This window comes from Streptomyces sp. NPDC041814, assembly GCF_055590565.1.
Map to the genome: position 1 here is coordinate 49,605 of NZ_JBVJAM010000011.1, position 26,707 is coordinate 76,311.

At 71.4% G+C, this 26,707-nt stretch carries 23 protein-coding genes, 4 tRNA genes and 1 other RNA gene; 10 read left to right on the forward strand and 18 right to left on the reverse strand.

What is annotated here, in order from left to right:
• Nucleotides 1–113: 113 nt before the first annotated feature.
• The 4 genes from purM to ACZ6C6_RS25975 form a co-directional block, all read right to left on the reverse strand.
• Nucleotides 114–1,187, reverse strand: coding sequence for a phosphoribosylformylglycinamidine cyclo-ligase (gene purM, locus ACZ6C6_RS25960; protein WP_469205794.1), 1,074 nt, complete (start codon nucleotides 1,185–1,187; stop codon nucleotides 114–116).
• Nucleotides 1,188–1,247: 60 nt separating this feature from the next.
• Entirely contained in the window at nucleotides 1,248–2,774 is a 1,527-nt protein-coding gene (purF, locus tag ACZ6C6_RS25965) for an amidophosphoribosyltransferase (protein ID WP_469205796.1), read from the reverse strand.
• 363 nt (nucleotides 2,775–3,137) lie between these two features.
• Nucleotides 3,138–3,938 carry a maleylpyruvate isomerase family mycothiol-dependent enzyme gene (locus ACZ6C6_RS25970; RefSeq protein ID WP_469205797.1) on the reverse strand — a complete coding sequence of 267 codons (801 nt, stop codon included), beginning with the start codon at nucleotides 3,936–3,938 and terminating at the stop codon, nucleotides 3,138–3,140.
• An 83-nt stretch (nucleotides 3,939–4,021) separates the two neighbouring features.
• A complete protein-coding gene (locus tag ACZ6C6_RS25975; protein WP_469205799.1) occupies nucleotides 4,022–4,660 on the reverse strand; it encodes a TetR/AcrR family transcriptional regulator in 639 nt (212 codons plus the stop codon).
• A 126-nt stretch (nucleotides 4,661–4,786) separates the two neighbouring features.
• On the opposite strand from ACZ6C6_RS25975, the gene ACZ6C6_RS25980 reads away from it, so the two are divergent.
• Complete coding sequence (locus tag ACZ6C6_RS25980) at nucleotides 4,787–6,313, forward strand: MFS transporter (RefSeq protein WP_469205801.1); 1,527 nt, start codon at nucleotides 4,787–4,789, stop codon at nucleotides 6,311–6,313.
• Nucleotides 6,314–6,436: 123 nt separating this feature from the next.
• Here the strand turns inward: ACZ6C6_RS25980 and purL are convergent, their stop codons facing one another.
• From purL to purS, 3 genes are read right to left on the reverse strand one after another with little or no spacing between them, the layout of a single operon-like run.
• A complete protein-coding gene (gene purL, locus ACZ6C6_RS25985; protein WP_265542848.1) occupies nucleotides 6,437–8,686 on the reverse strand; it encodes a phosphoribosylformylglycinamidine synthase subunit PurL in 2,250 nt (749 codons plus the stop codon).
• Nucleotides 8,683–9,363 carry a phosphoribosylformylglycinamidine synthase subunit PurQ gene (gene purQ, locus ACZ6C6_RS25990; RefSeq protein WP_164402307.1) on the reverse strand — a complete coding sequence of 227 codons (681 nt, stop codon included), beginning with the start codon at nucleotides 9,361–9,363 and terminating at the stop codon, nucleotides 8,683–8,685. Before purQ ends, purL begins: the two co-directional genes overlap by 4 nt.
• Nucleotides 9,360–9,620, reverse strand: coding sequence for a phosphoribosylformylglycinamidine synthase subunit PurS (gene purS / locus ACZ6C6_RS25995; RefSeq protein ID WP_018101738.1), 261 nt, complete (start codon nucleotides 9,618–9,620; stop codon nucleotides 9,360–9,362). The genes purQ and purS overlap by 4 nt, the downstream gene beginning before the upstream one ends.
• A gap of 386 nt (nucleotides 9,621–10,006) precedes the next feature.
• Here purS and ACZ6C6_RS26000 point away from each other — a divergent pair, with 386 nt between their 5' ends.
• The 8 genes from ACZ6C6_RS26000 to ACZ6C6_RS26035 all read left to right on the forward strand — a co-directional run bounded on the left by ACZ6C6_RS26000 (nucleotide 10,007) and on the right by ACZ6C6_RS26035 (nucleotide 14,671).
• Nucleotides 10,007–10,342, forward strand: coding sequence for a histone-like nucleoid-structuring protein Lsr2 (locus tag ACZ6C6_RS26000; RefSeq protein ID WP_198957044.1), 336 nt, complete (start codon nucleotides 10,007–10,009; stop codon nucleotides 10,340–10,342).
• 133 nt (nucleotides 10,343–10,475) lie between these two features.
• A tRNA-Gly gene (locus tag ACZ6C6_RS26005) sits at nucleotides 10,476–10,547 on the forward strand.
• 79 nt (nucleotides 10,548–10,626) lie between these two features.
• Nucleotides 10,627–10,699, forward strand: a tRNA-Gly gene (locus ACZ6C6_RS26010).
• Between the two features lie 172 nt (nucleotides 10,700–10,871).
• Nucleotides 10,872–11,816 carry an ABC transporter ATP-binding protein gene (locus tag ACZ6C6_RS26015; protein ID WP_469205804.1) on the forward strand — a complete coding sequence of 315 codons (945 nt, stop codon included), beginning with the start codon at nucleotides 10,872–10,874 and terminating at the stop codon, nucleotides 11,814–11,816.
• On the forward strand, nucleotides 11,813–12,613 hold the full coding sequence (locus ACZ6C6_RS26020) for an ABC transporter permease (RefSeq protein ID WP_469205806.1): 801 nt from the start codon (nucleotides 11,813–11,815) through the stop codon (nucleotides 12,611–12,613). The genes ACZ6C6_RS26015 and ACZ6C6_RS26020 overlap by 4 nt, the downstream gene beginning before the upstream one ends.
• 18 nt (nucleotides 12,614–12,631) lie before the next feature.
• Nucleotides 12,632–13,963 carry a sensor histidine kinase gene (locus tag ACZ6C6_RS26025; protein WP_469206134.1) on the forward strand — a complete coding sequence of 444 codons (1,332 nt, stop codon included), beginning with the start codon at nucleotides 12,632–12,634 and terminating at the stop codon, nucleotides 13,961–13,963.
• Nucleotide 13,964: 1 nt separating this feature from the next.
• Nucleotides 13,965–14,576, forward strand: a complete 612-nt coding sequence (locus tag ACZ6C6_RS26030; RefSeq protein WP_469205808.1) for a response regulator — start codon at nucleotides 13,965–13,967, stop codon at nucleotides 14,574–14,576.
• 22 nt (nucleotides 14,577–14,598) lie between these two features.
• Nucleotides 14,599–14,671: transfer RNA gene (locus tag ACZ6C6_RS26035), tRNA-Gly, on the forward strand.
• A 51-nt stretch (nucleotides 14,672–14,722) separates the two neighbouring features.
• Here ACZ6C6_RS26035 and ACZ6C6_RS26040 read toward each other — a convergent pair.
• The 6 genes from ACZ6C6_RS26040 to ffs form a co-directional block, all read right to left on the reverse strand.
• On the reverse strand, nucleotides 14,723–15,637 hold the full coding sequence (locus tag ACZ6C6_RS26040; protein ID WP_469205810.1) for a phosphoribosylaminoimidazolesuccinocarboxamide synthase: 915 nt from the start codon (nucleotides 15,635–15,637) through the stop codon (nucleotides 14,723–14,725).
• Nucleotides 15,638–15,751: 114 nt separating this feature from the next.
• Nucleotides 15,752–17,203, reverse strand: a complete 1,452-nt coding sequence (locus ACZ6C6_RS26045; RefSeq protein WP_469206136.1) for a N,N-dimethylformamidase beta subunit family domain-containing protein — start codon at nucleotides 17,201–17,203, stop codon at nucleotides 15,752–15,754.
• 195 nt (nucleotides 17,204–17,398) lie between these two features.
• Complete coding sequence (locus ACZ6C6_RS26050) at nucleotides 17,399–19,072, reverse strand: hypothetical protein (RefSeq protein ID WP_469205812.1); 1,674 nt, start codon at nucleotides 19,070–19,072, stop codon at nucleotides 17,399–17,401.
• A 240-nt stretch (nucleotides 19,073–19,312) separates the two neighbouring features.
• Nucleotides 19,313–20,581 carry a phosphoribosylamine--glycine ligase gene (purD, locus tag ACZ6C6_RS26055; protein WP_469205814.1) on the reverse strand — a complete coding sequence of 423 codons (1,269 nt, stop codon included), beginning with the start codon at nucleotides 20,579–20,581 and terminating at the stop codon, nucleotides 19,313–19,315.
• A gap of 71 nt (nucleotides 20,582–20,652) precedes the next feature.
• Entirely contained in the window at nucleotides 20,653–22,812 is a 2,160-nt protein-coding gene (locus ACZ6C6_RS26060; RefSeq protein WP_469205816.1) for a DNA polymerase III subunit gamma and tau, read from the reverse strand.
• Nucleotides 22,813–22,876: 64 nt separating this feature from the next.
• Nucleotides 22,877–22,971: signal recognition particle sRNA small type (gene ffs, locus ACZ6C6_RS26065), an RNA gene on the reverse strand.
• Between the two features lie 111 nt (nucleotides 22,972–23,082).
• Between ffs and ACZ6C6_RS26070 the strand changes: the two genes are divergently transcribed.
• A tRNA-Ser gene (locus ACZ6C6_RS26070) sits at nucleotides 23,083–23,170 on the forward strand.
• A gap of 72 nt (nucleotides 23,171–23,242) precedes the next feature.
• On the opposite strand, the gene ACZ6C6_RS26075 is transcribed toward ACZ6C6_RS26070, so the two are convergent.
• The 5 genes from ACZ6C6_RS26075 to ACZ6C6_RS26095 are packed head-to-tail and all read right to left on the reverse strand — an operon-like array spanning nucleotide 23,243 to nucleotide 26,693.
• The gene (locus ACZ6C6_RS26075) at nucleotides 23,243–24,475 is read right to left on the reverse strand and encodes a hypothetical protein (RefSeq protein ID WP_469205818.1); all 1,233 of its coding nucleotides are present in this window, start codon (nucleotides 24,473–24,475) and stop codon (nucleotides 23,243–23,245) included.
• The gene (locus ACZ6C6_RS26080) at nucleotides 24,472–24,777 is read right to left on the reverse strand and encodes a DNA-binding protein (protein ID WP_469205820.1); all 306 of its coding nucleotides are present in this window, start codon (nucleotides 24,775–24,777) and stop codon (nucleotides 24,472–24,474) included. The genes ACZ6C6_RS26075 and ACZ6C6_RS26080 overlap by 4 nt, the downstream gene beginning before the upstream one ends.
• Nucleotides 24,767–25,501, reverse strand: a complete 735-nt coding sequence (locus ACZ6C6_RS26085) for a hypothetical protein (protein WP_469205821.1) — start codon at nucleotides 25,499–25,501, stop codon at nucleotides 24,767–24,769. The genes ACZ6C6_RS26080 and ACZ6C6_RS26085 overlap by 11 nt, the downstream gene beginning before the upstream one ends.
• Complete coding sequence (locus ACZ6C6_RS26090) at nucleotides 25,498–25,866, reverse strand: hypothetical protein (protein ID WP_469205823.1); 369 nt, start codon at nucleotides 25,864–25,866, stop codon at nucleotides 25,498–25,500. Before ACZ6C6_RS26090 ends, ACZ6C6_RS26085 begins: the two co-directional genes overlap by 4 nt.
• A complete protein-coding gene (locus ACZ6C6_RS26095; protein WP_469205825.1) occupies nucleotides 25,863–26,693 on the reverse strand; it encodes a hypothetical protein in 831 nt (276 codons plus the stop codon). Before ACZ6C6_RS26095 ends, ACZ6C6_RS26090 begins: the two co-directional genes overlap by 4 nt.
• Between the last annotated feature and the right edge of the window lie 14 nt (nucleotides 26,694–26,707).

Genomic DNA, 26,707 nt, shown 5'->3' on the forward strand with positions numbered 1-26,707 from the left:
ACACATCACCCCGGTCCGGAGCCCCTCCGGACCGGGTTTTGTGCTGCCTGCTCACGTGGAGGGCGAGACGGCCGGTGACCGGCCGGGCCCGTCGGCCCGACCGGTGTTCCCGCTCAGCGTGCGTACGAACCCACCAGCTCGGCGCCGGTCGCGTGGTCGCCCCGGGCGGTGATCTCGCCGGCGACCCAGGAGTCGACACCCCGGTCGGCCAGCGTCGTCAGGGCCGCGTCCACGGACTCGGCGGGGACGACCGCGATCATGCCGACGCCCATGTTCAGCGTCTTCTCCAGCTCCAGCTGCTCGACCTGGCCGGCCTTGCCGACGAGGTCGAAGACCGCGCCCGGGGTCCACGTGGAGCGGTCCACCGTGGCGTGCAGGTTGTCCGGGATGACCCGGGCCAGGTTGTTGGCCAGGCCGCCGCCGGTGACGTGGCTGAAGCCGTGCACCTCGGTCGTACGGGTGAGGGCCAGGCAGTCCAGCGAGTAGATCCGGGTCGGCTCCAGGAGCTCCTCGCCCAGGGTCCGCCCGAACTCCTCGACCTGGCGGTCCAGCGTCCAGCCGGCCCGGTCGAACACCACGTGGCGGACGAGCGAGTACCCGTTCGAGTGAAGCCCGGAGGACGCCATGGCGATCACGGCGTCGCCCTCGCGGATGCGGTCGGGGCCCAGCAGGCGGTCGGCCTCGACCACGCCCGTACCCGCTCCGGCCACGTCGAAGTCGTCCGCGCCCAGCAGACCCGGGTGCTCGGCCGTCTCGCCGCCGACCAGCGCACAGCCGGCCAGCACACAGCCCTCGGCGATGCCCTTGACGATGGCCGCGACACGCTCGGGATGCACCTTGCCGACACAGATGTAGTCGGTCATGAACAGCGGCTCGGCGCCGCAGACGACGAGGTCGTCCACGACCATGCCGACGAGGTCGTGACCGATCGTGTCGTACACGCCCATCTGACGGGCGAGGTCGACCTTCGTGCCGACGCCGTCCGTCGCGGAGGCCAGGAGCGGACGCTCGTAGCGCTTGAGCGCCGAGGCGTCGAAGAGGCCGGCGAAGCCGCCGAGGCCGCCGAGACCCGCGACCTCGGGGCGCTGCGTCTTCTTCACCCACTCCTTCATCAGCTCGACGGCGCGGTCGCCGGCCTCGATGTCGACGCCCGCTGCCGCGTAGGAAGCACCTGTTGTCTCAGACATTGCCTGGGATCTTTCGTGTGGAGATACGGGGCTGGGGGAAGGGCTGCCGGACGGTCCGGGTCACGGACGCCGCAGCGCGTCGGACGCCGCGGTCGCCGCGGGGCCCGCCGCCAGCTCGGTCTCCAGCAGCTGCTTGCCGAGCAGCTCCGGGTCCGGGAGCTCCATCGGGTACTCGCCGTCGAAGCAGGCGCGGCACAGGTTCGGCTTGTCGATCGTCGTCGCCTCGATCATCGAGTCGATCGAGATGTACGCGAGCGAGTCGGCGCCCATCGACGTGCCGATCTCCTCGACGGACATGCCGTTGGCGATCAGCTCGGCGCGGGTCGCGAAGTCGATGCCGAAGAAGCAGGGCCACTTCACCGGCGGGGACGAGATCCGGATGTGGATCTCGGCGGCGCCGGCCTCACGGAGCATCCGGACCAGTGCGCGCTGGGTGTTGCCGCGGACGATCGAGTCGTCCACGACCACCAGGCGCTTGCCCTTGATGACTTCCTTGAGCGGGTTCAGCTTGAGGCGGATGCCCAGCTGCCGGATCGTCTGGGACGGCTGGATGAAGGTCCGGCCGACGTAGGCGTTCTTCACCAGGCCGGCGCCGAACGGGATCCCGCTGGCCTCCGCGTAACCGATGGCGGCCGGGGTGCCGGACTCCGGGGTCGCTATGACCAGATCCGCCTCGACGGGCGCTTCCGCGGCCAGCTTCCGGCCCATCTCCACACGGGAGAGGTAGACGTTGCGGCCCGCGATGTCGGTGTCGGGGCGCGCCAGGTAGACGTACTCGAAGACACAGCCCTTGGGCTTCGCTTCCGCGAATCGAGAGGTACGCAGACCGTTCTCGTCGATGGCGACCATCTCGCCCGGCTCGATCTCGCGCACGTAGCTGGCGCCGCAGATGTCGAGGGCGGCGGACTCCGACGCGACGACCCAGCCGCGCTCCAGGCGGCCGAGGACCAGCGGGCGGATGCCCTGCGGGTCACGGGCGGCGTAGAGCGTGTGTTCGTCCATGAAGACCAGGGAGAAGGCGCCGCGCACCTCGGGAAGCACCTTGGCGGCGGCCTCCTCGATGGTCAGCGGCTTGCCGTCGTCGTCGGTCTGGCCGGCGAGCAGCGCGGTCACCAGGTCGGTGTCGTTGGTCGCGGCGACCTGGGTGGCGCGGCCGTCCTTGCGCGGAAGGTCGGCGACCATCTCCGCGAGCTGGGCCGTGTTGACCAGGTTCCCGTTGTGACCGAGGGCGATCGAGCCGTGCGCGGTCGCACGGAACGTCGGCTGCGCGTTCTCCCACACCGAGGCACCGGTGGTGGAGTAGCGGGCATGACCGACCGCGATATGGCCCTGGAGCGATCCCAGGGAGGTTTCGTCGAAGACCTGCGAGACCAGTCCCATGTCCTTGAAGACCAGGATCTGGGACCCGTTGCTCACTGCGATGCCCGCGGACTCCTGTCCACGGTGCTGCAGGGCATACAGTCCGAAATAGGTGAGCTTGGCGACCTCTTCGCCCGGAGCCCAGACACCGAAGACGCCGCAAGCGTCCTGGGGGCCTTTCTCTCCGGGGAGCAGGTCGTGGTTGAGTCGTCCATCACCACGAGGCACGCCATCGAGTGTAGGGGAGATCGACCACTGGTCCGAATTGGGGATCTCCCGCCCCACCACCGGCGAAGCGCCCCGGAAGCGCACTCCCGGACCTCTCGGAACAGTCACGTACGGTAATCACGGCTCCTCCCCGATCTACGCGCGGCGACCGCCGCAGGGCAGGCGACGCCCGGATCGCCGGCCATCCACCGACTGGATTCGGCCACCCGCAGAACCCCGCGGTGGGGCCCCTCGTGGCGCTGCGTGAGCCGGCTCCCGGGCGTCGGGGACGAGCAGCCCGACCGGTCGTTTCGTGGCGAGCCTCACACCGCGGGCGCCCGGTATGTGGCATCTCGGGGCGCCCGCCGGGCGTCCGGGGCGAGGTCAGCCCATCAGCGGCAGCAGCCCCGAGAGATCCGCGCGCTCGCCGCTCGCCGCGACCTTGGCCGCTTCGACCTCCCGCGCCCACTCCGTACGCCCGGTCGCGAGCCGTATCCAGGTGAGCGGGTCGGTCTCGATGACGTTGGGCGGGGTGCCCCGGGTGTGGCGCGGCCCCTGGACGCACTGCACCACCGCGTACGGCGGCACCCGGACCTCCACCGAACCGCCGGGCGCCCTCTCGGCCAGCGCGTCGGCGAGGAGCCGGCTGCACGCGGCGAGCGCCTGCCGGTCGTACGGCACGGAGAGCCCGGTCGCCTCGTTGAGGTCCCAGGTGTGGACGACCAGCTCCACGGTGCGGGTGACCAGGAAGTCGCCGAGGCGCATCGCCCCGACCCGGGTGGCCAGCAGGCGGTCCTCGGAGGCGCCGGGCACCAGGGCCTCGAAGCGGTCGGCGACCTCCGCGTAGAGCGCGTCCAGGTCGGGGGCTGCCGCGGCCCGTTCGGCGGTGTCGTCCGCGATCCCCGAGGCGCGGGCCGCCGTGGTGAACGGCCACTCCAGGAGGGACACCTCGGGTCTGGCGAGGGCCGGTGCGGGAAGCTCCAGCGTCCGGCTGACGTGCGACAGGGCCATGGTGATGTGCGCGGCGAGCTCGCGCACCGTCCAGTCACCGAGGCCGCTCGGCGCGGCGAGCTGCTGCGGGGTCAGCGCGCGCACCCCGTCCCGGACGTGGGCGAACTGGGCGAGGACCGCGGTACGGGTCCTGGCCGGGTCGTAGCGACGGGCGCGCTTCTGCGAGGGCGGCATGCCGGGGAGCCTACGACGCGGCACTGACAGGGCGGCGCCTCCTGGTGCGCGGAGGGACGCCCCGCGTATGCGGAGCCCTCGGCTCAGGTGCGCGTCGCGTAGTCGCCGAGGCCCTTCTCCAGCAGGTCGAAGCCGCGGTGCGCGAGGGCGACGGCGTCGGGGACGACCGCGGCGGCCGGTTCGCCGGACAGCAGGCGCCTGCGGTTCTCGGTGAGCAGCGCGTTTCGCGTACCGAGGAGCTGGGCGGCGACGATGCGCGCGATGACCGGCTCCTCGCCCTCTTCGATCAGGGCGTCGGTGAGCTGGTCCTGCGTCCGCACGAAGAAGGAGTGGGCGCGGGTGAGCAGGGCGGGCGTCTCCAGGATGAGCCGCACGATGCCCAGCGCCAACGGGTGGTCGCCCATCCCCACCGAGGGGTCGTGACGCTCGATCGCCGCCACGAACTGCCGGCGCAACGCCGCCACCGCCGATTCACCGGGCGCGCGCTCCCGCACGATCCGGGCGGCGTCTCCGACGTGCTCCTCCAACGGCGCGAAGACCAGGTCCTCCTTGCTGTCGAAGTAGTTGAAGACGGTCATCTTCGACACATCGGCGGCATCGGCGATCTCCGCGACGGAGACCTGGTCGAACCCGCGCTCGGAGAAGAGCTTGGTGGCCGTTTCCAGCAGCCGCCGCCGGGTTTCCCTCTTCTTGCGCTCGCGCAGTCCCATCCCCTCGGTCATGTCCTCACTGTACCAGGATGAAAATTAATCTCGGATGAAAACTTGACCCAGTACACAAATTCAGTGAACAGTGGGACCGACCACAGCGGTGCGCGTCAGCACCGCCCATGAGGGGGGATCCCAGTCATGCCCGGAACAGCCACAGCACCCCCGCCACAGCGGACGGCGACGGACGGACAGCCGGCCGGCGGCAGGAGCGTCATGATCGCCGTGGCGCTCTGCATCGTCACGATCCTGCTGGCGGTACTGGACTCGAACATCGTGTCCTCGGCGACCGTCCCGATCGTCCGCGACCTCGACCCGGTGCACGGCGTCGACCGGATCCCGTGGCTGATCGCCGCCTACCAGCTCGCCGCGACCGCCGCGCTGCCCCTGTACGGCAAGCTCTGCGACACCCTCGGCTCGAAGAAGGTCTTCATCGGAGCGCTCGCCACCTTCCTCGCCGGGTCCGCGCTGTGCGGAATGGCCCAGTCCATGGGCGAGCTGATCGCCGCACGCGCCTTCCAGGGCATCGGCGGCGGCGGCCTGATGAGCGTCACCATGGTCGTCCTCCGCCAACTCGGCACGGCGGGCCCCGAAGCGGGTGCCGGCGCGAAGGCCAAGGGCGGCGACAGAAAGGGCAGCATCGGCGGGATCATCGCCGGTGCGGGCATGGCGCTCGGCCCCTGGCTGGGCGGCGCCCTGGCCGACCACGCGGGCTGGCGCTGGATCTTCTACGTCAACCTGCCCGTCGGCGTCGCCGTCCTGGTCGCCGCGGTCTTCGTGGTGAAGCTCCCGGTCAGCACCACCCGCCACCGCATCGACTTCCTCGGCGCCGGTCTCGCGGCGATCTTCTCCACCGCGCTGCTCCTGGTCACCGAGTGGGGCGGCGAGGACTACGCGTGGACCTCGCCGGTCGTCGTCGGCCTCGCCGTCGCCGCCGTCGTCGCCCTCGGCCTGTTCCTGTGGCGCCAGGCCACGGCCGCCGAACCGATCCTGCCGCTCTCGCTCTTCCGGCTGCGGCTCATGCGGTACGGCTTCGCGGTCCAGGGCCTGGTCGGCGTCGCGATGATGGGGTCGATCGTCTACGTGATGATCTACCTCCAGGTGGTCCGCGGGGTCGCCGCGACCTCGGCCGGTCTCTTCCTGGTCCCGATGGCGATCGGGATGACCGTCGTCGGGCTCGTCTCGGGGCGCCTGGTCGCGGCCGGCTGGTCGCAGAAGACCTTCGTCGTCAGCGGCACGGTCTTCGCCTCGGCCGCCCTCGCCCTGCTGACCACGCTCGACACGGACACCGGCCTGTGGGCCGTGCGCGGCGCGCTGCTGCTCATGGGAATCGGCTTCGGACAGCTCATCGGCCAGCTGATCGAGCTCGTCCAGGACACCGCCCCGCCCGCCCAGCTGGGCGTCGCCACCACCGGCATCCGCTTCTTCCAGACCCTCGGCACCGCCCTGGGCGCCTCCCTCTTCGGAGCAGTGCTCAGCAGGGTCTACGCCGCCAAGGGCCCCGGCGGAACGACCAGCGACATCGGCCACCTCACCGGGAGCGCCCGCCACCAGGCCCTGGAAGCCTTCGCCTCCTCGACGGACGTGGTCTTCGCCTGCGCCACCGGCGTGATGGTCCTCGCCCTGATCCTGGCGATCCGGCTGCCCGGCACCCGTACGAGGGCCTGACTCTTCCCCGTACCGGCAACGGCCGAACCACCCGCCGAGACCCGGCACTTCCCCGTACGCACCACGCGAAAACCCCCGACCGGGCGGAACCGGTCGGGGGTTTCGTCGGGTGCGGTCCGGGAACTACGCGAGCAGCGCCGGGATCGTCTCCTCGTGCGCCGTGCGCAGCTCGCTCAGCGGGATGCTGAACTCGCCCTGGATCTCGATCGCGTCGCCGTCCACGACACCGATGCGCGTCACGGGCAGACCGCGCGCCCCGCACATGTCGTTGAACCGCAGCTCCTCGCTGCGCGGAACCGAGACGACCGCGCGGCCCGCGGACTCGGAGAACAGCAGCGTGAACGCGTCGAGGCCGTCCGGCACGACCAGCCGGGCGCCCTTCCCGCCACGCAGGCAGGACTCGGTGACCGCCTGGATCAGGCCGCCGTCCGACAGGTCGTGCGCAGCGTCGATCATGCCGTCGCGGGAGGCGGAGATCAGGATCTCGGCGAGCAGCTTCTCGCGGCCCAGGTCCACCTTGGGCGGCATCCCGCCGAGGTGGTTGTGGACGACCTCGGACCAGGCCGAGCCGCCGAACTCCTCGCGCGTGTCACCCAGCAGGTAGAGGAGCTGGCCCTCTTCCCCGAAGGCGACCGGCGTACGCCGCGTCACGTCGTCGATCACACCGAGCACGGCCACGACCGGCGTCGGGTGGATCGCCGTCTCACCGGTCTGGTTGTACAGCGAGACGTTGCCGCCGGTGACCGGAGTGCCCAGCTCCAGACAGCCGTCCGCGAGACCGCGGGTGGCCTCGGCGAACTGCCACATGACGTCCGGGTCCTCGGGCGAACCGAAGTTCAGGCAGTCCGAGATCGCGAGCGGCTTGGCACCCGTAGCGGCCACGTTCCGGTACGACTCCGCCAGCGCGAGCTGCGCACCGGTGTACGGGTCGAGCTTCGCGTACCGACCGTTGCCGTCGGTCGCCATGGCCACGCCGAGGTTGGACTCCTCGTCGATGCGGACCATGCCGGCGTCCTCGGGCATCGCGAGCACGGTGTTGCCCTGCACGAACCGGTCGTACTGGTCCGTGATCCAGGACTTCGACGCCTGGTTCGGCGAGGCGACCAGCTTGAGGACCTGCTCGCGCAGCTCCGCGCCGTTCGCCGGGCGGGCCAGCTTGCCCGCGTCGTCCGCCTGGAGCGCGTCCTGCCACGACGGGCGGGCGAACGGGCGGTGGTAGGTCGGGCCCTCGTGGGCGACGGACCGCGGCGGCACATCCACGATCTGCTCGCCGTGCCAGAAGATCTCCAGCTGCGAACCCTCGGTCACCTCACCGATGACGGTGGCGATGACGTCCCACTTCTCGCAGATCTCCAGGAAGCGGTCGACGTGCTGCGGCTCGACGATGGCGCACATGCGCTCCTGCGACTCGCTCATGAGGATTTCCTCGGGCGAGAGGGAGGAGTCGCGCAGCGGCACGGTGTCCAGCTCGACGCGCATGCCGCCGGAGCCCGCGGAGGCCAGCTCGGACGTGGCGCAGGAGAGCCCGGCACCGCCGAGGTCCTGGATGCCCGCGACGAGCTTCTCCTTGAAGATCTCCAGGGTGCACTCGATGAGGAGCTTCTCCTGGAACGGGTCGCCGACCTGGACGGCCGGGCGCTTGGCCGGGCCGGTCGACTCGAAGGTCTCCGAGGCCAGCACGGAGACGCCGCCGATGCCGTCGCCGCCGGTGCGGGCGCCGTACAGGATGACCTTGTTGCCGGGCCCGGAAGCCTTCGCGAGGTGGATGTCCTCGTGCTTCATCACACCGATGCAGCCGGCGTTGACGAGCGGGTTTCCCTGATAACAGGCGTCGAAAACGACCTCGCCGCCGATGTTCGGCAGGCCGAGGCAGTTGCCGTACCCGCCGATGCCCGCGACCACACCCGGCAGGACCCGCTTGGTGTCCGGGTGGTCGGCCGCACCGAAGCGCAGCGGGTCCACGACGGCGACGGGGCGGGCGCCCATGGCGAGGATGTCGCGGACGATGCCGCCGACGCCGGTCGCCGCGCCCTGGTAGGGCTCGATGTACGAGGGGTGGTTGTGCGACTCGACCTTGAAGGTGACCGCGTATCCCTGTCCGACGTCGACCACACCGGCGTTCTCACCGATGCCGACGAGCATGGCGTCGTTGGCCGGGACCTTCTCGCCGAACTGCTTGAGGTGGACCTTGCTGCTCTTGTACGAGCAGTGCTCGGACCACATCACGGAGTACATGGCGAGCTCGGCGCCGGTGGGACGGCGGCCCAGGATCTCGCGGATGCGGGCGTACTCGTCCTCCTTGAGGCCGAGCTCCTTCCAGGGCTGCGCGGTGTCCGGGGTTTCGGCCGCGTGCTTGACCGTGTCCAGGCTCATGCGTTGACCAGCTTCTTGATGATCGAGGTGAAGAAACCGAGACCGTCGGTGCGACCGGTGCCGATCAGCGGCTCCACGGCGTGCTCCGGGTGCGGCATCAGGCCGACGACGTTGCCCGCGGCGTTGGTGATGCCGGCGATGTCGCGCAGCGAGCCGTTCGGGTTGTGGCCCACGTAGCGGAAGGCGACGCGGCCCTCGGCCTCCAGCGCGTCGAGCGTGTGCTCGTCGGCGGTGTAGCGGCCGTCCATGTTCTTGAGCGGTACGGAGATCTCCTGGCCCGCGGAGTAGTCCGAGGTCCAGGCGGTCTCCGCGTTCTCGACGCGCAGGGTCTGGTCGCGGCAGATGAAGTGCAGGTGGTTGTTGCGCAGCATCGCGCCGGGCAGCAGGTGCGCCTCGGTCAGGATCTGGAAGCCGTTGCAGATGCCGAGGACCGGCATGCCTGCCTTCGCCTGCTCGATCACCGTCTCCATGACCGGCGAGAACCGGGAGATGGCTCCGGCGCGCAGATAGTCGCCGTACGAGAAACCGCCCGCCAGGATCACCGCGTCGACCTGGTGCAGGTCCTTGTCGCGGTGCCACAGCGATACGGGCTCCGCGCCCGCGACGCGAACGGCCCGCAGGGCGTCCTGGTCATCGAGCGTGCCCGGAAAGGTGACGACTCCGATACGAGCAGTCACTTCGACTCCTCGGCGTTCTCCACCTTGACGGTGAAGTCCTCGATCACGGTGTTGGCGAGGAACGTCTCCGCCATCTCGTGAATACGGGCGAGGGCGGCGTCATCGACCGGCCCTTCGACCTGCAGCTCGAAACGCTTTCCCTGACGTACGTCCGCGATTCCCTCGAAGCCGAGACGGGGCAGTGCGCGCTGCACCGCCTGTCCCTGCGGGTCGAGGATCTCGGGCTTGAGCATGACGTCGACTACGACGCGTGCCACTGGCACTCCCGGTGTGGTGGTGTGGTGCGGCTGTTTCTCCGGAGGGGGTACCCCGGACCCCCGCGGGTCCACTCAGCGTACCTGGCCGGAAATTCTACGCGGGTAGATATCAATCGGGATAGATCACGCCCAGATATCGGCCGATCGCCGGACGGCGGAAAAGCCGCGAAACAAATGCTCACGAGCAGCACACATAGCGGGCGGACACGCGGAAGTAATTGGACGGGCTTCACAATGCGGCACCACTCGCTGTACAAATGATTACCGGGGAATGCAGCATTGCCCCGGGGCACCGACAACAGTCGGCCCGCATCCGCGCTCACAGCCGGAAGGCCGGCATCGGCGCATGTCAGACGCGTCGATGCCGTAGGAAAGGACCGATATCCGTGGCGCAGCGCGTAGTGGTCACACTCTCCGACGACATCGACGGGGGCACAGCGGCGGAAACGGTCACCTTCGCCCTGGACGGGAAGTCGTACGAGATCGACCTCAATCCGTCCAACGCAAAGAAACTGCGGAACGCCCTGGCCCCGTACATGGCGGCCGGCCGCAAGCAGACAAATGCCGGCAAGCACGGCAAGACTCCCGTTCCGTACCGGCACACCTCGCTCGCGCCCGACCCGGCGGCGGTCCGCGCCTGGGCACGCTCGCACCGCATGGACGTCCCCGCCCGGGGCCGCATCCCGAAGAGTGTGTACGAGGCGTTCCAGGAAGCGAGTTGACCCGGCGACAGGTCCGGTGGGACACCGCCGGAGGACCTGCGGGGGAGCCGACTTGCGCTACACCCCCGCAGGTCGGATAGAGTCTGGAACACGCCGAGGGGCGAGGCCGGAAAGGCCGAACCCCACGCAGCGTGCGGGTGTAGTTCAGTAGCAGAACATCCCCCTTCCAGGGGGAAGGCGCAGTGTGCAATTCCTGTCACCCGCTCTGCACGACTTGCAGGACCACTCCGGTGGATCAGGTAGAGTAGTGCTCGCTCCACCGGTGAAAGCCGAGTGGTTGCAATGCGGACGTAGCTCAGTTGGTAGAGCGCAACCTTGCCAAGGTTGAGGTCGCCAGTTCGAACCTGGTCGTCCGCTCAGAATATGAAGTCCCCGGTCGATTCCGACCGGGGACTTCGTCGTGTTCCCGTCCCTTCCAGTCGGCACCAAGTGTCTTCCCACCCCCTGCATCACCACCCATGACGTTTGTCATGAGTGGTGGTGACAGTCCGCACTGCCCCCGGTCCGGCGCGGACGGAAACCTGAAGACATGACCAGCGACGACATGTCCCGTGAGTGCGTGATCCGGGCGGAAGACGTCCGGCGCAGCTACGCCGGCGGCTTCGAGGCCGTGTCCGGCGTCTCCTTCTCCGTGGCCCGCGGCGAACTCTTCGCCCTCCTCGGTACGAACGGGGCCGGCAAGACCTCCACCGTCGAGCTCCTGGAGGGCCTGGCCCGGCCCGACGGCGGCACGGTCCGGGTGCTGGGCCACGACCCCTTCGGCGAGCGCGCGCGGGTCCGCCCGCGGATAGGCGTGATGCTCCAGGAGGGCGGCTTCCCATCCGATTTGTCGGTCACCGAGACGGTCCGGATGTGGGCGGGCTGCACCAGCGGCGCCCGGCCCACCGGCGAGGCCCTGGAGCTGGTCGGGCTCGGCCACCGCGCCCGTGTCCGGGTCAAGCAGCTCTCCGGCGGTGAGCGGCGGCGGCTCGACCTGGCGCTGGCGCTGCTCGGCCGGCCCGAGGTGCTCTTCCTCGACGAGCCGACCACCGGTCTCGACGCGGAGGGCCGCCGCGACACCTGGGCGCTGGTGCGCCGGCTCCGGGAGGACGGCACCACCGTGCTGCTCACCACGCACTACCTGGAGGAGGCGGAAGCCCTCGCGGACCGGCTGGCGATCATGCACCGCGGCCGCATCGTGACCGCCGGCACCACGGCCGAGGTGACGGCCGCCCGCCCCGCCCGCATCCGCTTCGAACTGCCCGAAGGCGTTCCTGCGGCGCGGCTGCCCCTGGAGCTCCGCGCCGCCGCCGAGGGCCCCAGGATCGAGATACGGACGCACCAGCTCCAGGACACCCTGGCCGAACTGCTCCGCTGGGCCGCCGACGCGGACGTCCGGCTCCACGGGCTCGACGCCCGCTCCGCCTCGCTCGAAGAGGCGTTCCTCGACATCGCGAAGTCCGCCGCCGAAACCGAAGAGGTGCCCGTCCCATGACCACCGCGACCACCCCCGCCGCCGGCCCCGCCCGCACGACGGCCGTGAGCCGACTGGCGGCCCTCGGCCGGGCCGAGTTGTCACTGCTCGCCCGGAACAGGGCGGCGGTCTTCGTCGCCCTCCTCATGCCGGTAGCCATGATCATGGCGATGAAGTCGGCGTTCGAGAAGGTCGACCTCGACGGGACCGGCCTCACCGTCGCCGGAGCGGCCCTGATGGGCGGCGTCGGGACGGTGCTCGTCCAGGCCGTCTACATGAACCTGGTCGCCGCCTACGTCGCCCGGCGCGAGGAGCTGGTCCTGAAGCGGCTGCGCACCGGCGAGGTCACCGACGGGGAGATCCTGGCCGGGACCGCCCTTCCGGCCGGCGCCCTCGCCCTGGCGCAGAGCGCGGTGATCATCGGCGCCGGTACGGCCTTCTTCGACCTCGGCGCACCGAAGCGTCCGGAACTGCTGGTGGCGGGGCTGCTGTTGGGAGTGGTGCTGCTGACGGGCCTGGCCGCGGTCACCTCCGTGATCACCCGCACCGTGCAGACCGCCCAGCTGACGACGCTGCCGCTCTTCCTCGTCTCGATGATGGGCTCGGGCCTCTTCATCCCCCTGGACATATTCCCCGACCGGCTCGCGGCGGTCTGCGCGTACCTGCCGCTGACCGGTGTGATGACCCTGGTCCGGGCCGGCTGGTTCGGCGGCCCCGAGGGCACCGACCTGCTCGGCGCCGCATTGACCGGGCTGGCCTGGACGGCACTGGGCGTGTTTGCTGTGCAGCGGTGGTTCCGCTGGGACCCCCGCCGCTGACAAGGAGATTGGGCCGTGATGCGCGTACGGAGCTGGCGCCGCAGCTGGCAGGAGCGCAGCAAGATGGAGCGGATCGACCTGTATTCGCGGTTCACCATCTCCTGCATCCCCTGGCTCTTCGCCCTGGCCTGGCAGGGGGCGCCCTTCCACCAGGACATCCGCCACGAACCGCTTCCGCTGGCCCTCGGTCTGGCACTGCTCCTGATGAGCCTCGCGCAGTGCCTGCTGAGCAACCGCAACCTGCACGCTTCCTACGAGCACTACCTGGGCCTCTCCGTCTTCCCGGGGCGGCGCCTGCTGGTCCCCTTGGCGCTTCTCGTCGTGACCGTCGGGCTGTTGGCGGCTCTGGCCGGAGTGGACGGCGTCAAGGGTTCGGGGCTGCTCCTCATGACGCTGAACGCGCCGATGGCTCTTGTGATCACGCGGGTGCTCCTGGTGCCGGTCCGCCGCTTCCTGATCGAGTCGCTCTGCCTCACGGCCGTGGTCACCAGCGCCCTCGCGGTGGCCGGCGTCCGGGGCGGCACCCTGGCCGGAGTGGTGCCCTGCAGCCTCTTCGGCTGCGTGCTGGTCCTGATCTCGGTCCGGCCCAGCGCCTGGAGCATGAGCGTCATGTGGCAGGCCGACCGGGCCCGGGGCATACAGGCCAGGCTCGCCGTGGCGGAGGAACGGCTGCGGTTCGGCCGGGACATGCATGACGTGCTCGGCCGCAACCTCGCGGTGATCGCGCTCAAGAGCGAGCTGGCGGTGGAGCTCGCCCAGCGCGGCAGGCCGGAGGCGGTGGACCAGATGGTCGAGGTGCAGCGGATAGCGCGCGCCTCGCAACAGGAAGTACGCGATGTCGTGCGCGGCTACCGCGAAGCGAATCTGAGCACGGAACTGGCCGGTGCGCAGGGCGTGTTGAGCGCCGCCGGTATCGAGTGCGCGGTGACCGGCGACAGCGGCGAGCAGCTGCCGGCGCCCGTGCAGTCGGCGCTCGGCTGGGTCGTCCGGGAGGCGGCCACCAACGTGCTGCGCCACGGCGACCCGCGCCACTGCCTGGTCCGGGTGGAGGTCGCCGCCGACTCCGTGGTGCTCCACGTGGAGAACGACGGCGCGACGCCCACCGGGGCCGCGCCCCCGCCCGCCTCGGACGGGCCGGGCTCCGGACTGGCCGGCCTCCGGGAACGGCTCGCCGCACTGGACGGCTCGCTGGAGGCGGGCCCGGCGAAGGGCGGCCTGTTCCGGCTGACGGCGACGATCCCGCTGGCGGCGGTCCCGGCGGCACGCCACGCGCCCTTGGTCCTGCGTCCCGCGGCCATGGTGGCCCCGGGCCTGACAGTGCGGCCGGGATCCGGCCTCGTGGAGGAATGAGATGACCGCGGTACGGGTGCTGCTCGCCGATGACGAGCATCTGATCCGGGGCGCGCTCGCCGCCCTCCTGGCGCTGGAAGAGGACCTGGTGGTGGTCGCGGAGGCGGCGACGGGTCCGGAGGCGCTTGCCATGGCACGCGCCCACCGCCCGGATGTCGCGGTGCTCGACCTGGAGATGCCCGGGGCCGACGGTGTGAGCGTGGCCACATCGCTGCGGGCCGAGCTGCCGGACTGCCGGACCATGATCGTGACCAGCCACGGTCGGCCCGGCCATCTCAAGCGGGCCCTCGCGGCGGGCGTGCGGGGCTTCGTGCCCAAGACCGTGAGCGCCCGCCAGCTGGCAGGCATCATCCGTACCGTGCAGGCGGGAAACCGTTACGTGGACCCGGAGTTGGCTGCCGATGCCATCGCCGCCGGGGACTCGCCGCTGACCGTGCGCGAGACCGAGGTGCTGGAGCTCGCCGTCGACGGGGCGCCGGTCTCGGAGATCGCCGAGCGGGCCTCGCTCTCGCAGGGCACCGTACGGAACTACCTCTCGGCGGCCGCGTCGAAGCTGGGTGCGGACAACCGCCACGCGGCAGTGCGTCTCGCACGCGAGCGGGGTTGGGTATAGTGGGTGTCGCGCTTCGGCGCTTGCGGACGTAGCTCAGTTGGTAGAGCGCAACCTTGCCAAGGTTGAGGTCGCCAGTTCGAACCTGGTCGTCCGCTCCGATGAGAAGAAGCCCCCGGCCTTTCGGCCGGGGGCTTCTTCGTGTGGCGCTACTGCCAGGGCGTGCCTGTGAGGAGTTCGTACGCCTCGATGTACTTGGCGCGGGTCGCGTCCACGATCTCCTGGGGCAGCGGCGGCGGAGGCTGCTCGCTCTTGCGGTCCCAGCCGGAGGCGGCGGAGGTCAGCCAGTCGCGCACGAACTGCTTGTCGTACGACGGCTGGGCGTGGCCCGGCTCCCAGGAGGCGGCCGGCCAGAAGCGGGAGGAGTCCGGGGTCAGGACCTCGTCGGCGATGATCAGTTCCTCGCCGCCGTCGGCGGTGGGCGCGTAGCCGAACTCGAACTTCGTGTCCGCGAGGATGATCCCGCGCTCGCGGGCGATGTCGCGGGCCCGGCCGTAGACGTCCAGGGTGGTCCGGCGCAGCGCGACGGCGGTCTCCGTGCCGACCTGGCGGGCCACCTCCTCGTAACTCACGTTCTCGTCGTGGTCACCGACGGCGGCCTTGGTGGCGGGGGTGAAGATCGCGCCCGGCAGCTCGGAGCCGTCGACCAGGCCGTCGGGGAGCCCGATGCCGCAGACGGTGCGCGAGGCGTTGTACTCGACCAGGCCGGAGCCCGCCAGGTAGCCACGGGCGACGCACTCGACCGGGACCATGCGCAGCGACTTGCAGATCATCGTGCGGCCCTCCCAGTCGGCGGGGGCCCCGGCGGGCACCTCGGTCGACAGGACGTGGTTCGGCACGAGGTCGGCGAGCTGGTCGAACCACCACATCGAGAGGCGGGTCAGGACGCGGCCCTTGTCCGGGATCTCGGTCGGCAGCACCCAGTCGTACGCGGACATCCGGTCGCTGGCGACCATGACGAGGTCACCGGCCTCGTTCCGGTACAGGTCGCGCACCTTGCCGGTGTGCAGGTGGGTCAGCCCCGGCACCTGCACCGGCTCGGGCTTTTCTACGAATCCGGACACGCTGCCTCCGCGTACGTTGTTCCAAGAACCGTTCCGATTGTCCCGTATCCGGGAACGCCCGGCTGCGGAGGGGTGCCGTCCGGGTGGGTGGGGAAGCGGGGGGGCGTCCTCAGGTCAGGCGCGCTTGCAGATCCGGTCGAGGAGGTTGGCGGTCGCCTTCTGGATGCGGGGGTCCACATGGCCGGGGCGGTCCAGGGCCGGGGACCAGGCGAAGGTGCCCGAGGCGAAGACCAGCGCGCCGGAAGGGGCCCGGTACAACGAGGTCTCCTGGTGCCGCATCACGCCCTCGCTGTCCTGGTACGGGGAGTGGGCGAGCAGGATGCGGTTGTCGTGCTCCGGCAGCGTGGTGCGCGGGAAGTAGCGGTCGGCCTCGCCCGCCACCAGGCCCTCGATCTCGTCGCCCTCCCCGGCGCCCGTCGCGTCCCACAGCCAGTGCTCCGCGTTCCGCACGACCAGGGGGTGGGGCTCGGGGACCCGGCCCGCGTACTGGATGCCGAGCAACTGCTGCTCCGGGCGGTCGATCTCGCGCCAGAGCGCGGGCTTGCCGGGCCCTCGGCGCTTGCGGCAGGTGAGCAGCCGGTCGGGCACCCCGGATGCGGAAGGCCCCAGGCTGACCTGCCAGTACATGGTGTTGGCGGAGAGGTAGACCAGGGAGGTGCCGTGCTCGCGGGCGCGCTCGGCGGCGCGGCGCATCGGCACCGACCAGTACTCGTCGTGGCCCGGGAAGACCAGGCCCCGGTAGCGCGTGGGGTCGATCCGGCCCGCGTGCAGGTCGCGGGTGTCGGCGTAGGCGAGGTCGTAGCCGTAGCGCTCGGCCCAGCGGATGAAGTCGTACGCGTGCCCGACGTGCAGCGGGAGTCCCGCGCCCGCGTAGGGGCGGTCGAAGGAGACGGTGACCGCGGCGTCCTCCTCCCCCAGCAGCCCGCCCTCCTCGTCCCAGGCGTGGTAGAGGCTCGCGCCGGTCCGGCCGTCCTCCGGATAGAGGTTGTACGCCTGCCAGGTGACGTCCGGGAGGACGAGCAGCAGGTCCGCCGGGTGGTTGTCGCGGATCGTGAACGGGATGTGGGAGCGGTAGCCGTCGAGCGTGGTGAGCACGGCGACATACGCCCCGAGCGACCAGTAGCTGGGGATCTGCAGCCGCCAGGACAGCCACCAGTGGTGGCAGGAGACCGTGCGGTCGGCGGTGAGGGGGGCCGGCTGGACGATGCCCGAGAGACGGGGGCTCGTGGTGATCTTGGAGGCGCCGTCGCCCCCGTAGTGGCCGATCCGGTAGACGTCCACGGAGAACTGCTGCGGCGGGTCCACCGTGATGTGGAAGTCGATCGCCTCACCGGGGGCCGCGGCGCCTGTGGAGGTGAAGCCCTTGATCTGCCGACGCACATCGTCGGCGGTGCGCGTGCCGCCGCCGGACAGGGTCGGGTCCGCGTACCAGGGCACGACCTGGCCGGTGTCGTCGAAGTAGTTCTCGCTGCCGCGCAGCCAGGGCAGCGGGCCCTGGCCGAAAGGGTCGGTCACGGCATGCGCCAGGGCACCCGATTCCCACCGACGGATCTGTTCCGCCCCCATCACGCTCCCCCTCCCTCAGGCCCCCGGATCAACAGTGGTGCGCCGTCAGTCAGCGCCGTTCCCCAGCACATCACATAACGCACGCACTCCGTCACCGTTCGTCGTGAATTGACGTTAACGGAAGCTGCTGCTCCGGTTATGCGGTTGTTCTCGGCCATCCCGTCCGCTGCCTCCCGCGTCGGCGGGGGCCCTGTTTCAGACGAGACGGACGGGCTTGTCGGTGCGTACGCCGACCGAAGCGAGCCAGGACCGCAGCGGTCCGGCGTCGCCGTCCTCGATCAGGCTGAGGACGGGGCTGCCGAGGTCCGCGCGGCGCTCGCCGTCGACCAGCAGCGTGGGTCCGTCGAGCCAGTCGAGGCCGGGCGCGGCGCCCGCTGTGTCCACGGCGGCGCAGCAGACCATGGCCGCGACGTGGTCGGCGAGCAGCTCGGTGCCTGTACGGGGCGGCTGGAGCGGGAAGAGCGGCAGCGGGTCGGGGCCCCAGAGAGCGAGGAGGTCGTCACCGGCGACGGGACCGGGGGCGGCCAGGTCGCCGGGCGCCGCCGCCCGCGCCCGCTCCTCCGCCTCCGCCTCCTCGCGGGCCACGGCGGCGCTGATCCCGGCCGCCAGCTCCTCGCCGCCGGTCTCCCCCGCCTCCAGGTGCTCGACCACGCGGTCCAGCGTGGGCACCCCGCCGACGACGACGGCGGCCGGGACACCCATGGCGTCCAGGACACGGTGCAGCCGGGCCGCCTCCGAGCGCCACTTCCGGTCGACCACCTCGTCCGGATACTGCTGCCAGTCCACCGGGGACCAGTCCGGGCCGGTCTCGGCGGGCCCGCCGTGGAAGAGCCGGGCCGCCAGCAGGGACGCCGCCTCGTCGGCCGCCCCCGGCTGCTCCAGGAGGTCGCAGGCGGGCCGCTCGCCGAGCCGGGAGGCGTACCCCTCGGCCAGCCGGTCGCGGCGGGAGAGCTCGGTGAGCGCGGCGACGACGCCCGCGTCCAGCCGCACGGGCCAGCGGCCCATCCGCCAGGCGGGCAGCGCGACCCGGGTCAGCAGCCGGTCCCAGCCGGCGTAGGCGAGGCCCACCTGCTCCTGCGCGACGATCCGCAGCCCGTAGTCCACGTCCCGGGCGCGCGACGACGCGGCGGCGGCGACCCCCCGCTCCATCTCCGCGGCGTGACCGCGACAGCTGCGCAGCAGTATCCGGGCGATCCGCCCGACGAAGCGGCGCGGCAGCCGAAGGGCCCGGCGCACCGGCCCCCGGGCGGGGACGGCGGCGTCGGCGACCGCCCCGTCCAGGCCCCGGACGAAGCGCCGGGCGGCGGCTATGTCGGGCTGGGCGGACGCGCTGGTGCCCGCCACGACCGGGGCGAGCAGGGCCCGCAGCTCGGCGACCCGCATCCACCACAGGAAGGGCGACCCGATGACCAGCACGGGGGCCGTCTCCGTCTGCCGGGCCGGGCCTCCGGCTGCCGGGTGGGAGCGGTCCTCCAGCCAGCTGTCGCAGTCGGGAGTGAGGGCTATGGCCGAGGGCGCGGGCACATCGAGCCGGTCCGCCAGCTCGCGGACCAGGCGGTAGAGGTCGGGCGCCGCCGATTCGCTCAGCGGGACGGTCGGACTGACCGCCGGCTTCGCCCGTACGACCGCGAGCGCGACGGCGCCCGCGACCAGCAGCACCACGACCGCGCAGACCGCCACGGCCCAGCGCGCCGCGTCCCAGCCGCCGCCGTCCGCGAATCCACGCGCGCCCGCGGCGAACAGCACCACGGCCAGCGCGGCGGGCAGCAGCGCGACCGCCGTCGCCCTGCCGCGAATGCGCAGCAGGTCGAGCGCCCGGGCCCGCGCTGCCCGCGCACCCGGCTCCTCACCCGTACCGGTACCGGACACGGCTGGACCTCACCCCCTCTGCCCCCACAGCGGTGTTGCTCACTCCCCCACTGTGGCACCCGCCACCGACATCGCAATGCCGGTGGGCCAAGTGCCGGAACGCTTGCGCCGCACCCTAGTTGGGGGTGCGGCGGGCGTCATCCGGATGGCTCAGCCGTCACTCGATGGAATGGCTTTGGTCAAAGGTGTTGAGGTGCGGAGGGTCAGCGGGGTACGGGCGGAGCCCATCGCGCGTCCGGCTCAGGCTCCGGCGGCCGCCGCGTCCTCCGCGGCCTTCTTGGCGATGTCCGTACGGAGCTGGGAGCCGTCGAGCCGGATCCGCGCCGCCGCCGCGTAGGCGCGCTCGCGGGCGCCCGCGAGGTCGTCGGCCGTCGCCGTCACGGACAGCACGCGGCCGCCCGCGCTGACGATCGCTTCGCCCTCGCGCTTGGTCCCGGCGTGCAGCACGTACGCGTGCGGCGCGTCCTGCGCCGCGACCTCGTCCAGCCCTTCGATCGGGTCGCCCGTGCGCGGGGTGCCCGGGTAGTTGTGCGAGGCGATGACCACGGTGACGGCCGCCTCGTCGCGCCATGCCAGGGGCGGCAGCTGGTCCAGGGTGCCTTCGGCGGCTCCGAGCAGCACACCGGCGAGCGGTGTCCTCAGGCGCGCCAGGACGACCTGGGTCTCCGGGTCGCCGAACCGGGCGTTGAACTCGATGACCCGCACCCCGCGCGAGGTGATCGCGAGGCCCGCGTACAGCAGCCCCGAGAAGGGCGTACCGCGCCTGCGCAGCTCGTCCACGGTCGGCTGGAGCACCGTTTCCATGACCTCGTCGACCAGCTTGGGGTCGGCCCACGGCAGGGGGGAGTACGCGCCCATGCCGCCGGTGTTCGGGCCCTCGTCGCCGTCGAGGGCGCGCTTGAAGTCCTGGGCGGGCTGGAGCGGCAGCACGGTGGTGCCGTCGGTGATCGCGAAGAGGCTCACCTCGGGGCCGTCCAGGAACTCCTCGATGACCACCCGGTCGCAGGCCAGCGCGTGGGCGCGGGCCACCTCGACGTCCTCGGTCACGACGACGCCCTTGCCCGCGGCCAGACCGTCGTCCTTGACCACGTACGGGGCGCCGAACGCGTCGAGGGCGCTGTCGATCTCGGCGGGCGTGGTGCACACGTAGCTGCGGGCGGTGGGCACGCCCGCCCCGGCCATGACGTCCTTGGCGAACGCCTTCGAGCCCTCCAGCTGCGCGGCGGCACCGGACGGGCCGAAGCACGGAATGCCTGCGGCGCGCACCGAGTCGGCGACACCGGCGACGAGCGGCGCCTCCGGGCCGACGACCACCAGCCCGGCGCCCAGCGTTGCGGCGAGGCGCGCGACGGCGGCACCGTCGAGGGCGTCGACGGGGTGCAGTTCGGCCACCTCTGCGATGCCGGCGTTGCCGGGGGCGCAGTACAGATCGGTGACGTCGGGGTCGAGGGACAGAGAGCGGCACAGGGCGTGTTCGCGGGCGCCGCCGCCGATGACGAGGACCTTCACGGGGTGCAGCCTAGCCGCCGGGGCGCGGCGCCCTTGACGGCCGCCGGTCCGTGGACAGGGGGGCGGCCCGCTTACTCGTTGTTGAACTCCTCGACCACCGTGGCGCCCAGCTCGCGGACGATCAGCTCGTGCCCGGAGAGGGCGGAGTCGACCAGGTCGGGGTCGTCGGCCTCCGGGATGTCGTCCTCGGGGGCGACCGGCTTCGGCGCCTCGGGAGCCGCGTAGGAGGCGGACGGCGGCCCTGCCGGGGAGCCGGAGCCGGGGCCCTGCTGCTGCGGAGCGGGCGCGGGGGCCGGTGCCGGTTCGGGCGCGGCGGGCCGCTCGTACGGCTGCGGTGCGGGAGCGGCGGGGCGCGGCGCGGCGGGCGGCGGGCTGTACGGGCGCTGGCCGCCGCCGGACGGGGGCTGCGGGGGCTGTCCGGCGCCGCCCGACGGGTCGACGATCGCCTCGATCTTCCACTGGGCGTTGAACTGCTCCGCCAGCGCCTGCCGCAGCACGTCCTCACTGCCGCTGCTCGTGAAGTTGTCCCGCGCGCCCGCGTTGAGGAAGCCGATTTGCAGCGTGCTGCCGTCGAACCCGGTCACCTGGGCGTTCTGGCTGAGAAGGATCCACGTGAAACGTCGGCGGTTCTTCACCGCCTCCAGGATGTCGGGCCACATGTTGCGCACCTGGCCGGCGCCCTGCGCCATGCCCGGAGCGGTCTCGGGCGCCCCGGGCCCTGGGGGCGCGGCCGGGGCGCTCGGCTGCGGCGCCGCAGCCGGGACCGGGGTCCGGCCGGGTGCCGCTGCGGTGGGCCAGCCACCGGGGCGGCGCCCCTGGTCCGGGGCGGCCGCGGCGGGCCAGGCACCGGGCCGCTGTCCGGCGGCGGGGGCCTCCGCGGGCGGCGGCGCCTGTACGGGGGCGGGGGGCGGGGTCTGGGGCGCGGCCGGGGGCTGCGCGTCTCCCCGGACGGCGGCGCGGGTGGCGGCGGGACCGGCGTCCGGCTGGGGGGCGGGCGGGACCGGTGCGTGGGCGAGGGCCTCGGGGCCGGGCACGTAGCCCATGGCGGGGCCGGGGCCGGTGGTGGCGAAGGAGGCGCCCCGCTCCAGCCGGTCCAGCCGGGCCTGCATGGAGCGCTCGTCGTCGAAGGCCGCGGGCAGCAGGACCCGGGCGCAGATGAGCTCGACCTGGAGGCGAGGCGAGGTGGCGCCGCGCATCTCCGTGAGCCCCTCGTTGACCAGGTCGGCGGCGCGGCTCAGCTCGGCGGCCCCGAACACGGACGCCTGGGCCTGCATCCGCTCCACGACATCGTCGGGCGCGTCGATCAGCCCCTTCTCGCCGGCGTCCGGCACGGCGGCCAGGATCACCAGGTCGCGCAGCCGCTCCAGCAGGTCGGCGACGAACCGGCGCGGGTCGTTGCCGCCCTCGACGACCCGGTCCACGACCTCGAAGGCCGCGGCCCCGTCGCCCGCCGCGAAGGCGTCCACGATCGAGTCGAGCAGCGAGCCGTCCGTATAACCGAGCAGTGCCGTCGCCATGGCGTACGTCACACCCTCGTCGCCCGCACCGGCGAGGAGCTGGTCCATGACGGACATCGAGTCACGCACGGACCCGGCCCCCGCGCGCACGACGAGCGGCAGGACACCGTCGTCCACGTGGCTGTTCTCCCGGCCGCAGACCTCGGCGAGGTAGTCGCGCAGGGTCCCGGGGGGGACGAGGCGGAACGGATAGTGGTGCGTACGCGACCGAATGGTCCCGATGACCTTCTCGGGCTCCGTGGTCGCGAAGATGAACTTCAGGTGCTCCGGTGGCTCCTCCACCACCTTCAGCAGGGCGTTGAACCCCGCCGACGTCACCATGTGCGCCTCGTCGATGATGTAGATCTTGTAACGACTGGACGCCGGTCCGAAGAACGCCTTCTCCCGCAGATCACGGGCGTCGTCCACGCCACCGTGCGAAGCGGCGTCGATCTCGATCACATCGATGGACCCCGGCCCGTTGCGCGCCAGGTCACGGCAGGACTGGCACTCCCCGCAGGGCGTCGGCGTGGGCCCCTGCTCGCAGTTCAGGCAGCGGGCCAGGATGCGCGCACTCGTCGTCTTGCCGCAGCCTCGCGGGCCGCTGAACAGGTACGCGTGATTGACCCGGTTGTTCCGCAGGGCCTGCTGGAGCGGGTCAGTGACATGCTCCTGACCGATGACCTCGGCGAACGACTCGGGGCGGTAGCGGCGGTACAGCGCAAGGGACGACACACCTACGAGGTTATCGGGGCGCACTGACAACCGGCCCCGCCCGTGACCCGCACCACCCGGAAACGCAAGGGCCCCCCACGCACCCGCCAGAGCCAACCTACCCTTGCTGCCTTCCGGCCCTGGGGGAGTTCAGTCAGATAGCGCCACGTGAGGGGCTGACGCCCACCTTAGCCGATCCCCACCCCCACAAGTCCACCTCGTCCCCCGCCTCGACCCCTCCCCGGGGAACGGGTTCGCGAGCACTCCTCAACGTCTTGTATTGTTTGCGGCGGAGGATTCGCCTAGTGGCCTAGGGCGCACGCTTGGAAAGCGTGTTGGGGGCAACCCCTCACGAGTTCGAATCTCGTATCCTCCGCCATTGCTCTCACCGGGCAATACGTCGAAGGCCCCCGCAGTTCGCTGCGGGGGCCTTCGACGTTCGTCGTCTCGCTCAGGCGGATGCCTGATCCCTCGACGGCCGGTGGGTCACGAAGCCGTCAGGGGTGAGTGACGGCGGGGGAGGTGAAGAGACCTCCGTCGTGCCCTCACCCTTGATCGAAAAGGTGGGGGCGTCCGCGAGAAGGGCCTTGGCGCGGCTTTCCAGGGCCTCGATCCGGGGGACGACCGACGTGACCGTGCGCACCGCCGCGGCGACGTCTCGGCCCGGGTCGCGGAGCAGGCGCGAATAGCCGGTGACCGTCTTCATCACTGTTCCGAAGCCGACGACATGGGTGGTGCTCTCCCTGGTGGTCTCCGCCAATTCGATGATCTGCCGGAAGAAGTGGGCACTGTCCTCGTCACGTTCCGCCGAGGGCGTGGACTCGACCATGTCCAGCAGTGCGTGCATGCCGCCCTCGACGACCAGCATCCGCTTGGAGAATGCCTCGCTGCTCGACCTCAAGGCAGCCGCTGGCTCCGCGACGGCCTTCGCGAGTCTTCCGATGGCCGCGAGACGCACACTCGCAGGGACCTGGCCCTCCGTAGCGCCGATCATCTCGGATGTGTGCTCCTCTGCCACCGCCGCCATCCTGTGGAGCGCCTCACCCATGGCTTCGATGTCCCGGACGACGTGCTCCATCTCCTCCTCTGCCTGCGCCAGGCGGTCGACGACGCCCGGCGCGTCGTCCTCGTCCTCCCCCTCGCCCTCGCCCTCGATCGCCGCCTGACGGACGACCGCCGCCCCGGTGCGGGCAACGGCGCGGAATCCTCGGGCAAGCCCCTCGCCGAGAACGCGGCTGAGCTGGTCCCGGGCCTCGTGCAGGCTGGACTCTGTACGCCGGAAGCGGATGGTCCTCATCTGGGCGATGTCGAAGGGCAGGCGTCCGCTTTCGCCGATGAGGATCACCGGCTTTCCCGTCCCGTTGCGATAGCCCAGTTCGTACATCACATTGGCGTTGCCGGCGCTGACATCGGCGATCACGATGTCGTCCGTCTCGAGCCGTTTGTGGATCTGGTCGGTGATCTCTCCGGTGTCCGCGATGGCGTCGGCGCGCAGCGGGACCAACTGGTGCTCCTGGCAGGCCGCGCGGACGACCTCGTCGTACACGCGCAGCGACTCCTCGTACACGCGCCGGGCCTCGGTGCCGCGCTCCGCGAACTTGTCACCGATGGGGCCGATGACGAAGCACCGGGGCACATCGGGCCCCTGCAGGTCGTCCGAGACTGCGTCGGTCGCTGTGCTCACTGGCCGTCCTCCCACTCGTAAGGGTCATGGCCCGCCGAGGCGGCCGCCTCGGCGCCGGCCTCGATGTCCGCGGCGTAGACAGGCAGGTTCTCCACACCCAGAGCCCGCATGAGCGAGGCGGTCGGAATGCGGTACTGGTGCCCTAGGCGCAGTACGCGGCAGGGGAAGTCGTCCAGGTGGATCAGCCGGTACGCGGTGGCGGGGCACACGGCGAAGGCCCGGGCCGCGGTCCGCAGGTCAACGCTCAGCGGAAGGTTGAACGCCTCCGCGAAGGTGAGGGCTCGGTCAGGGCTATAGCTCATTGCGGGCTCCTGTGGGGTGAAGGGCCAGGGTGCCGATACGACGTCCGGGGCGAGGGCGACGGGCGCGGAGTACCACATCCCGCAGCCCCAGTCCTTCCGCCAGTGCGCCGAGACGCTCTCCCTCGATCCGCTCTTTGGAAGCGGAGAAGCGGATCGGTGCGGCAAGCCCTTCGGCGCGGTCCGGAGGCGTGAGGTGCACGACGTAGGAGGGTTCGAAGCTGCTGTCGGAGGGCAACACGGGAAGCCGCGGCAGAGCTTCGAGGTCCGGGGCGGGGCGCCCCGGAAGGGGCGTGCGGGCAAACGCCCACGCACGCCGGGCGGCGGCACGCATCAGCGTCTCGCCGGCGTCGGCGGCCAGCGGGTCCACCACGTGCACGGCTTCGAGCAGACCCAGCACGGACTCGGCTTCGAGATCGGACCTGTTGGCGGAGAGGCGCCAGGAAATACGGCGCACGGCACGACGGAGCCTCGGGGCCGCGAACCAGATGAGCAGGAGGACCGAGGAGCCACCGGAGTCCGGATCCTTGGCCGCCCCCCTCATGACGTCCCCCCAGACCCTCCGGGCCTCCTCGTCGTGACGCAACGGGCCATGCACCAGCGCCCGCAGTTCCCGCAACGTGCGGGCCGTGCCGGGGCCCCCCGTACGGGCGCCGTCGGGGTCCATGTGGGTCTCGACGTGGACATCGACGTTGTCGAACAGGCTGTTGTACGGCAACAGGGTCACGCGCCCCTCCTGGGTCGTTCGAGGCCCGGCTCGCCGGAGGAGCGACGGCCGGACGGTGTCGGCGCGCCCCCATCGGACCGCAGGAGGGCCGCGAGGTGGTCAGCAGTGGTGTGAGCGCTCTCGGCGAGTACGGCGAGGCGGATGAGCAGGCTCTCCAGCCGCATCAGGACCTTGAGCAGGCGGAGGTCCTGCGACCCAGGCTCTGCGGGAGAAGCGCACAGGTGCGGCTCGGACGGATGGAAGGACGTGTTGCTGATCCAGATGTGCTGGGCCGTCGTTCCGTAGAGAGCGGCGCCCCAGCCCACGTACTGTCCCCCGGGGCCAGGCGAGTGGGTGTTCCCGGGACGGTCCGATGGGGTGCTCACGAACGGCGGTCCGGACTGTGCCGGGACTCCGCCTGATGGTGGAAGTCGCCCATGGTGCAGTCCATGACGGCGACGCCGGACTCCACGAACTGCAGGCGCGTTCCGCCCTGTCGCGGCGAAGCCGGTGCGGGTTCGGGGGTCTTCCCGGCAGCCTCCTCGTGATCCGGGCGCGCCCCCGCGTCCGAGCGCGCCAACAGGTCCCCGGACGGCGACGGCACGTAGATCCACGCCGTCTGGGCGAAGCCCTTCCCCGGGACCTCGGCATGGACCTCGGCGAAACGGGCGGCCGGAAGAGCGCAGTACCCGTCGACCACCACCCTGCGGTAGACGGTGTCCGAGACGATCAGGACAAGGGGCGTGGCGTCCGCGTTCGCGCGGGCGAGCCATTCCCGAGCGGGCACGGAATCCAGGAGGCGGTGAGTCTCGCTGAGAGGGGCGGCGTTGCCGTCACCGGGCAGCCCCGGGCTGCGGGGCACCGGGCCGATGTGCAGGCTCATCCGCAGCCTGAGGCGCGGGCCGGAGCCGGCGTTGTGTTCCTGCAGAAGCGTATTCAGTACGTCGGCGAACGGGCTGATGACATGCGGGACCCGGGACGGGTCGAACCCGAAAGCAAGGCCGTCCCCCGAATGGTTCTCGAACTCGCGGGGCATTTCCTTCAGCCCGGCCAGTTCGAGACCCTGGTGAACGATTTCCGTGAGGGTCCTGCTGAGCCGGGCATGCTCGCGGGACGGCAGGCGCGTCGAATCCTTGACGTCCACCGCCATCAGGCCGTGGAACGGCGGCAGAGGATGACTTTCGGGCAGGGGTGACCGAAACGGTTCGGGCATGGCGGAGTTCCTCT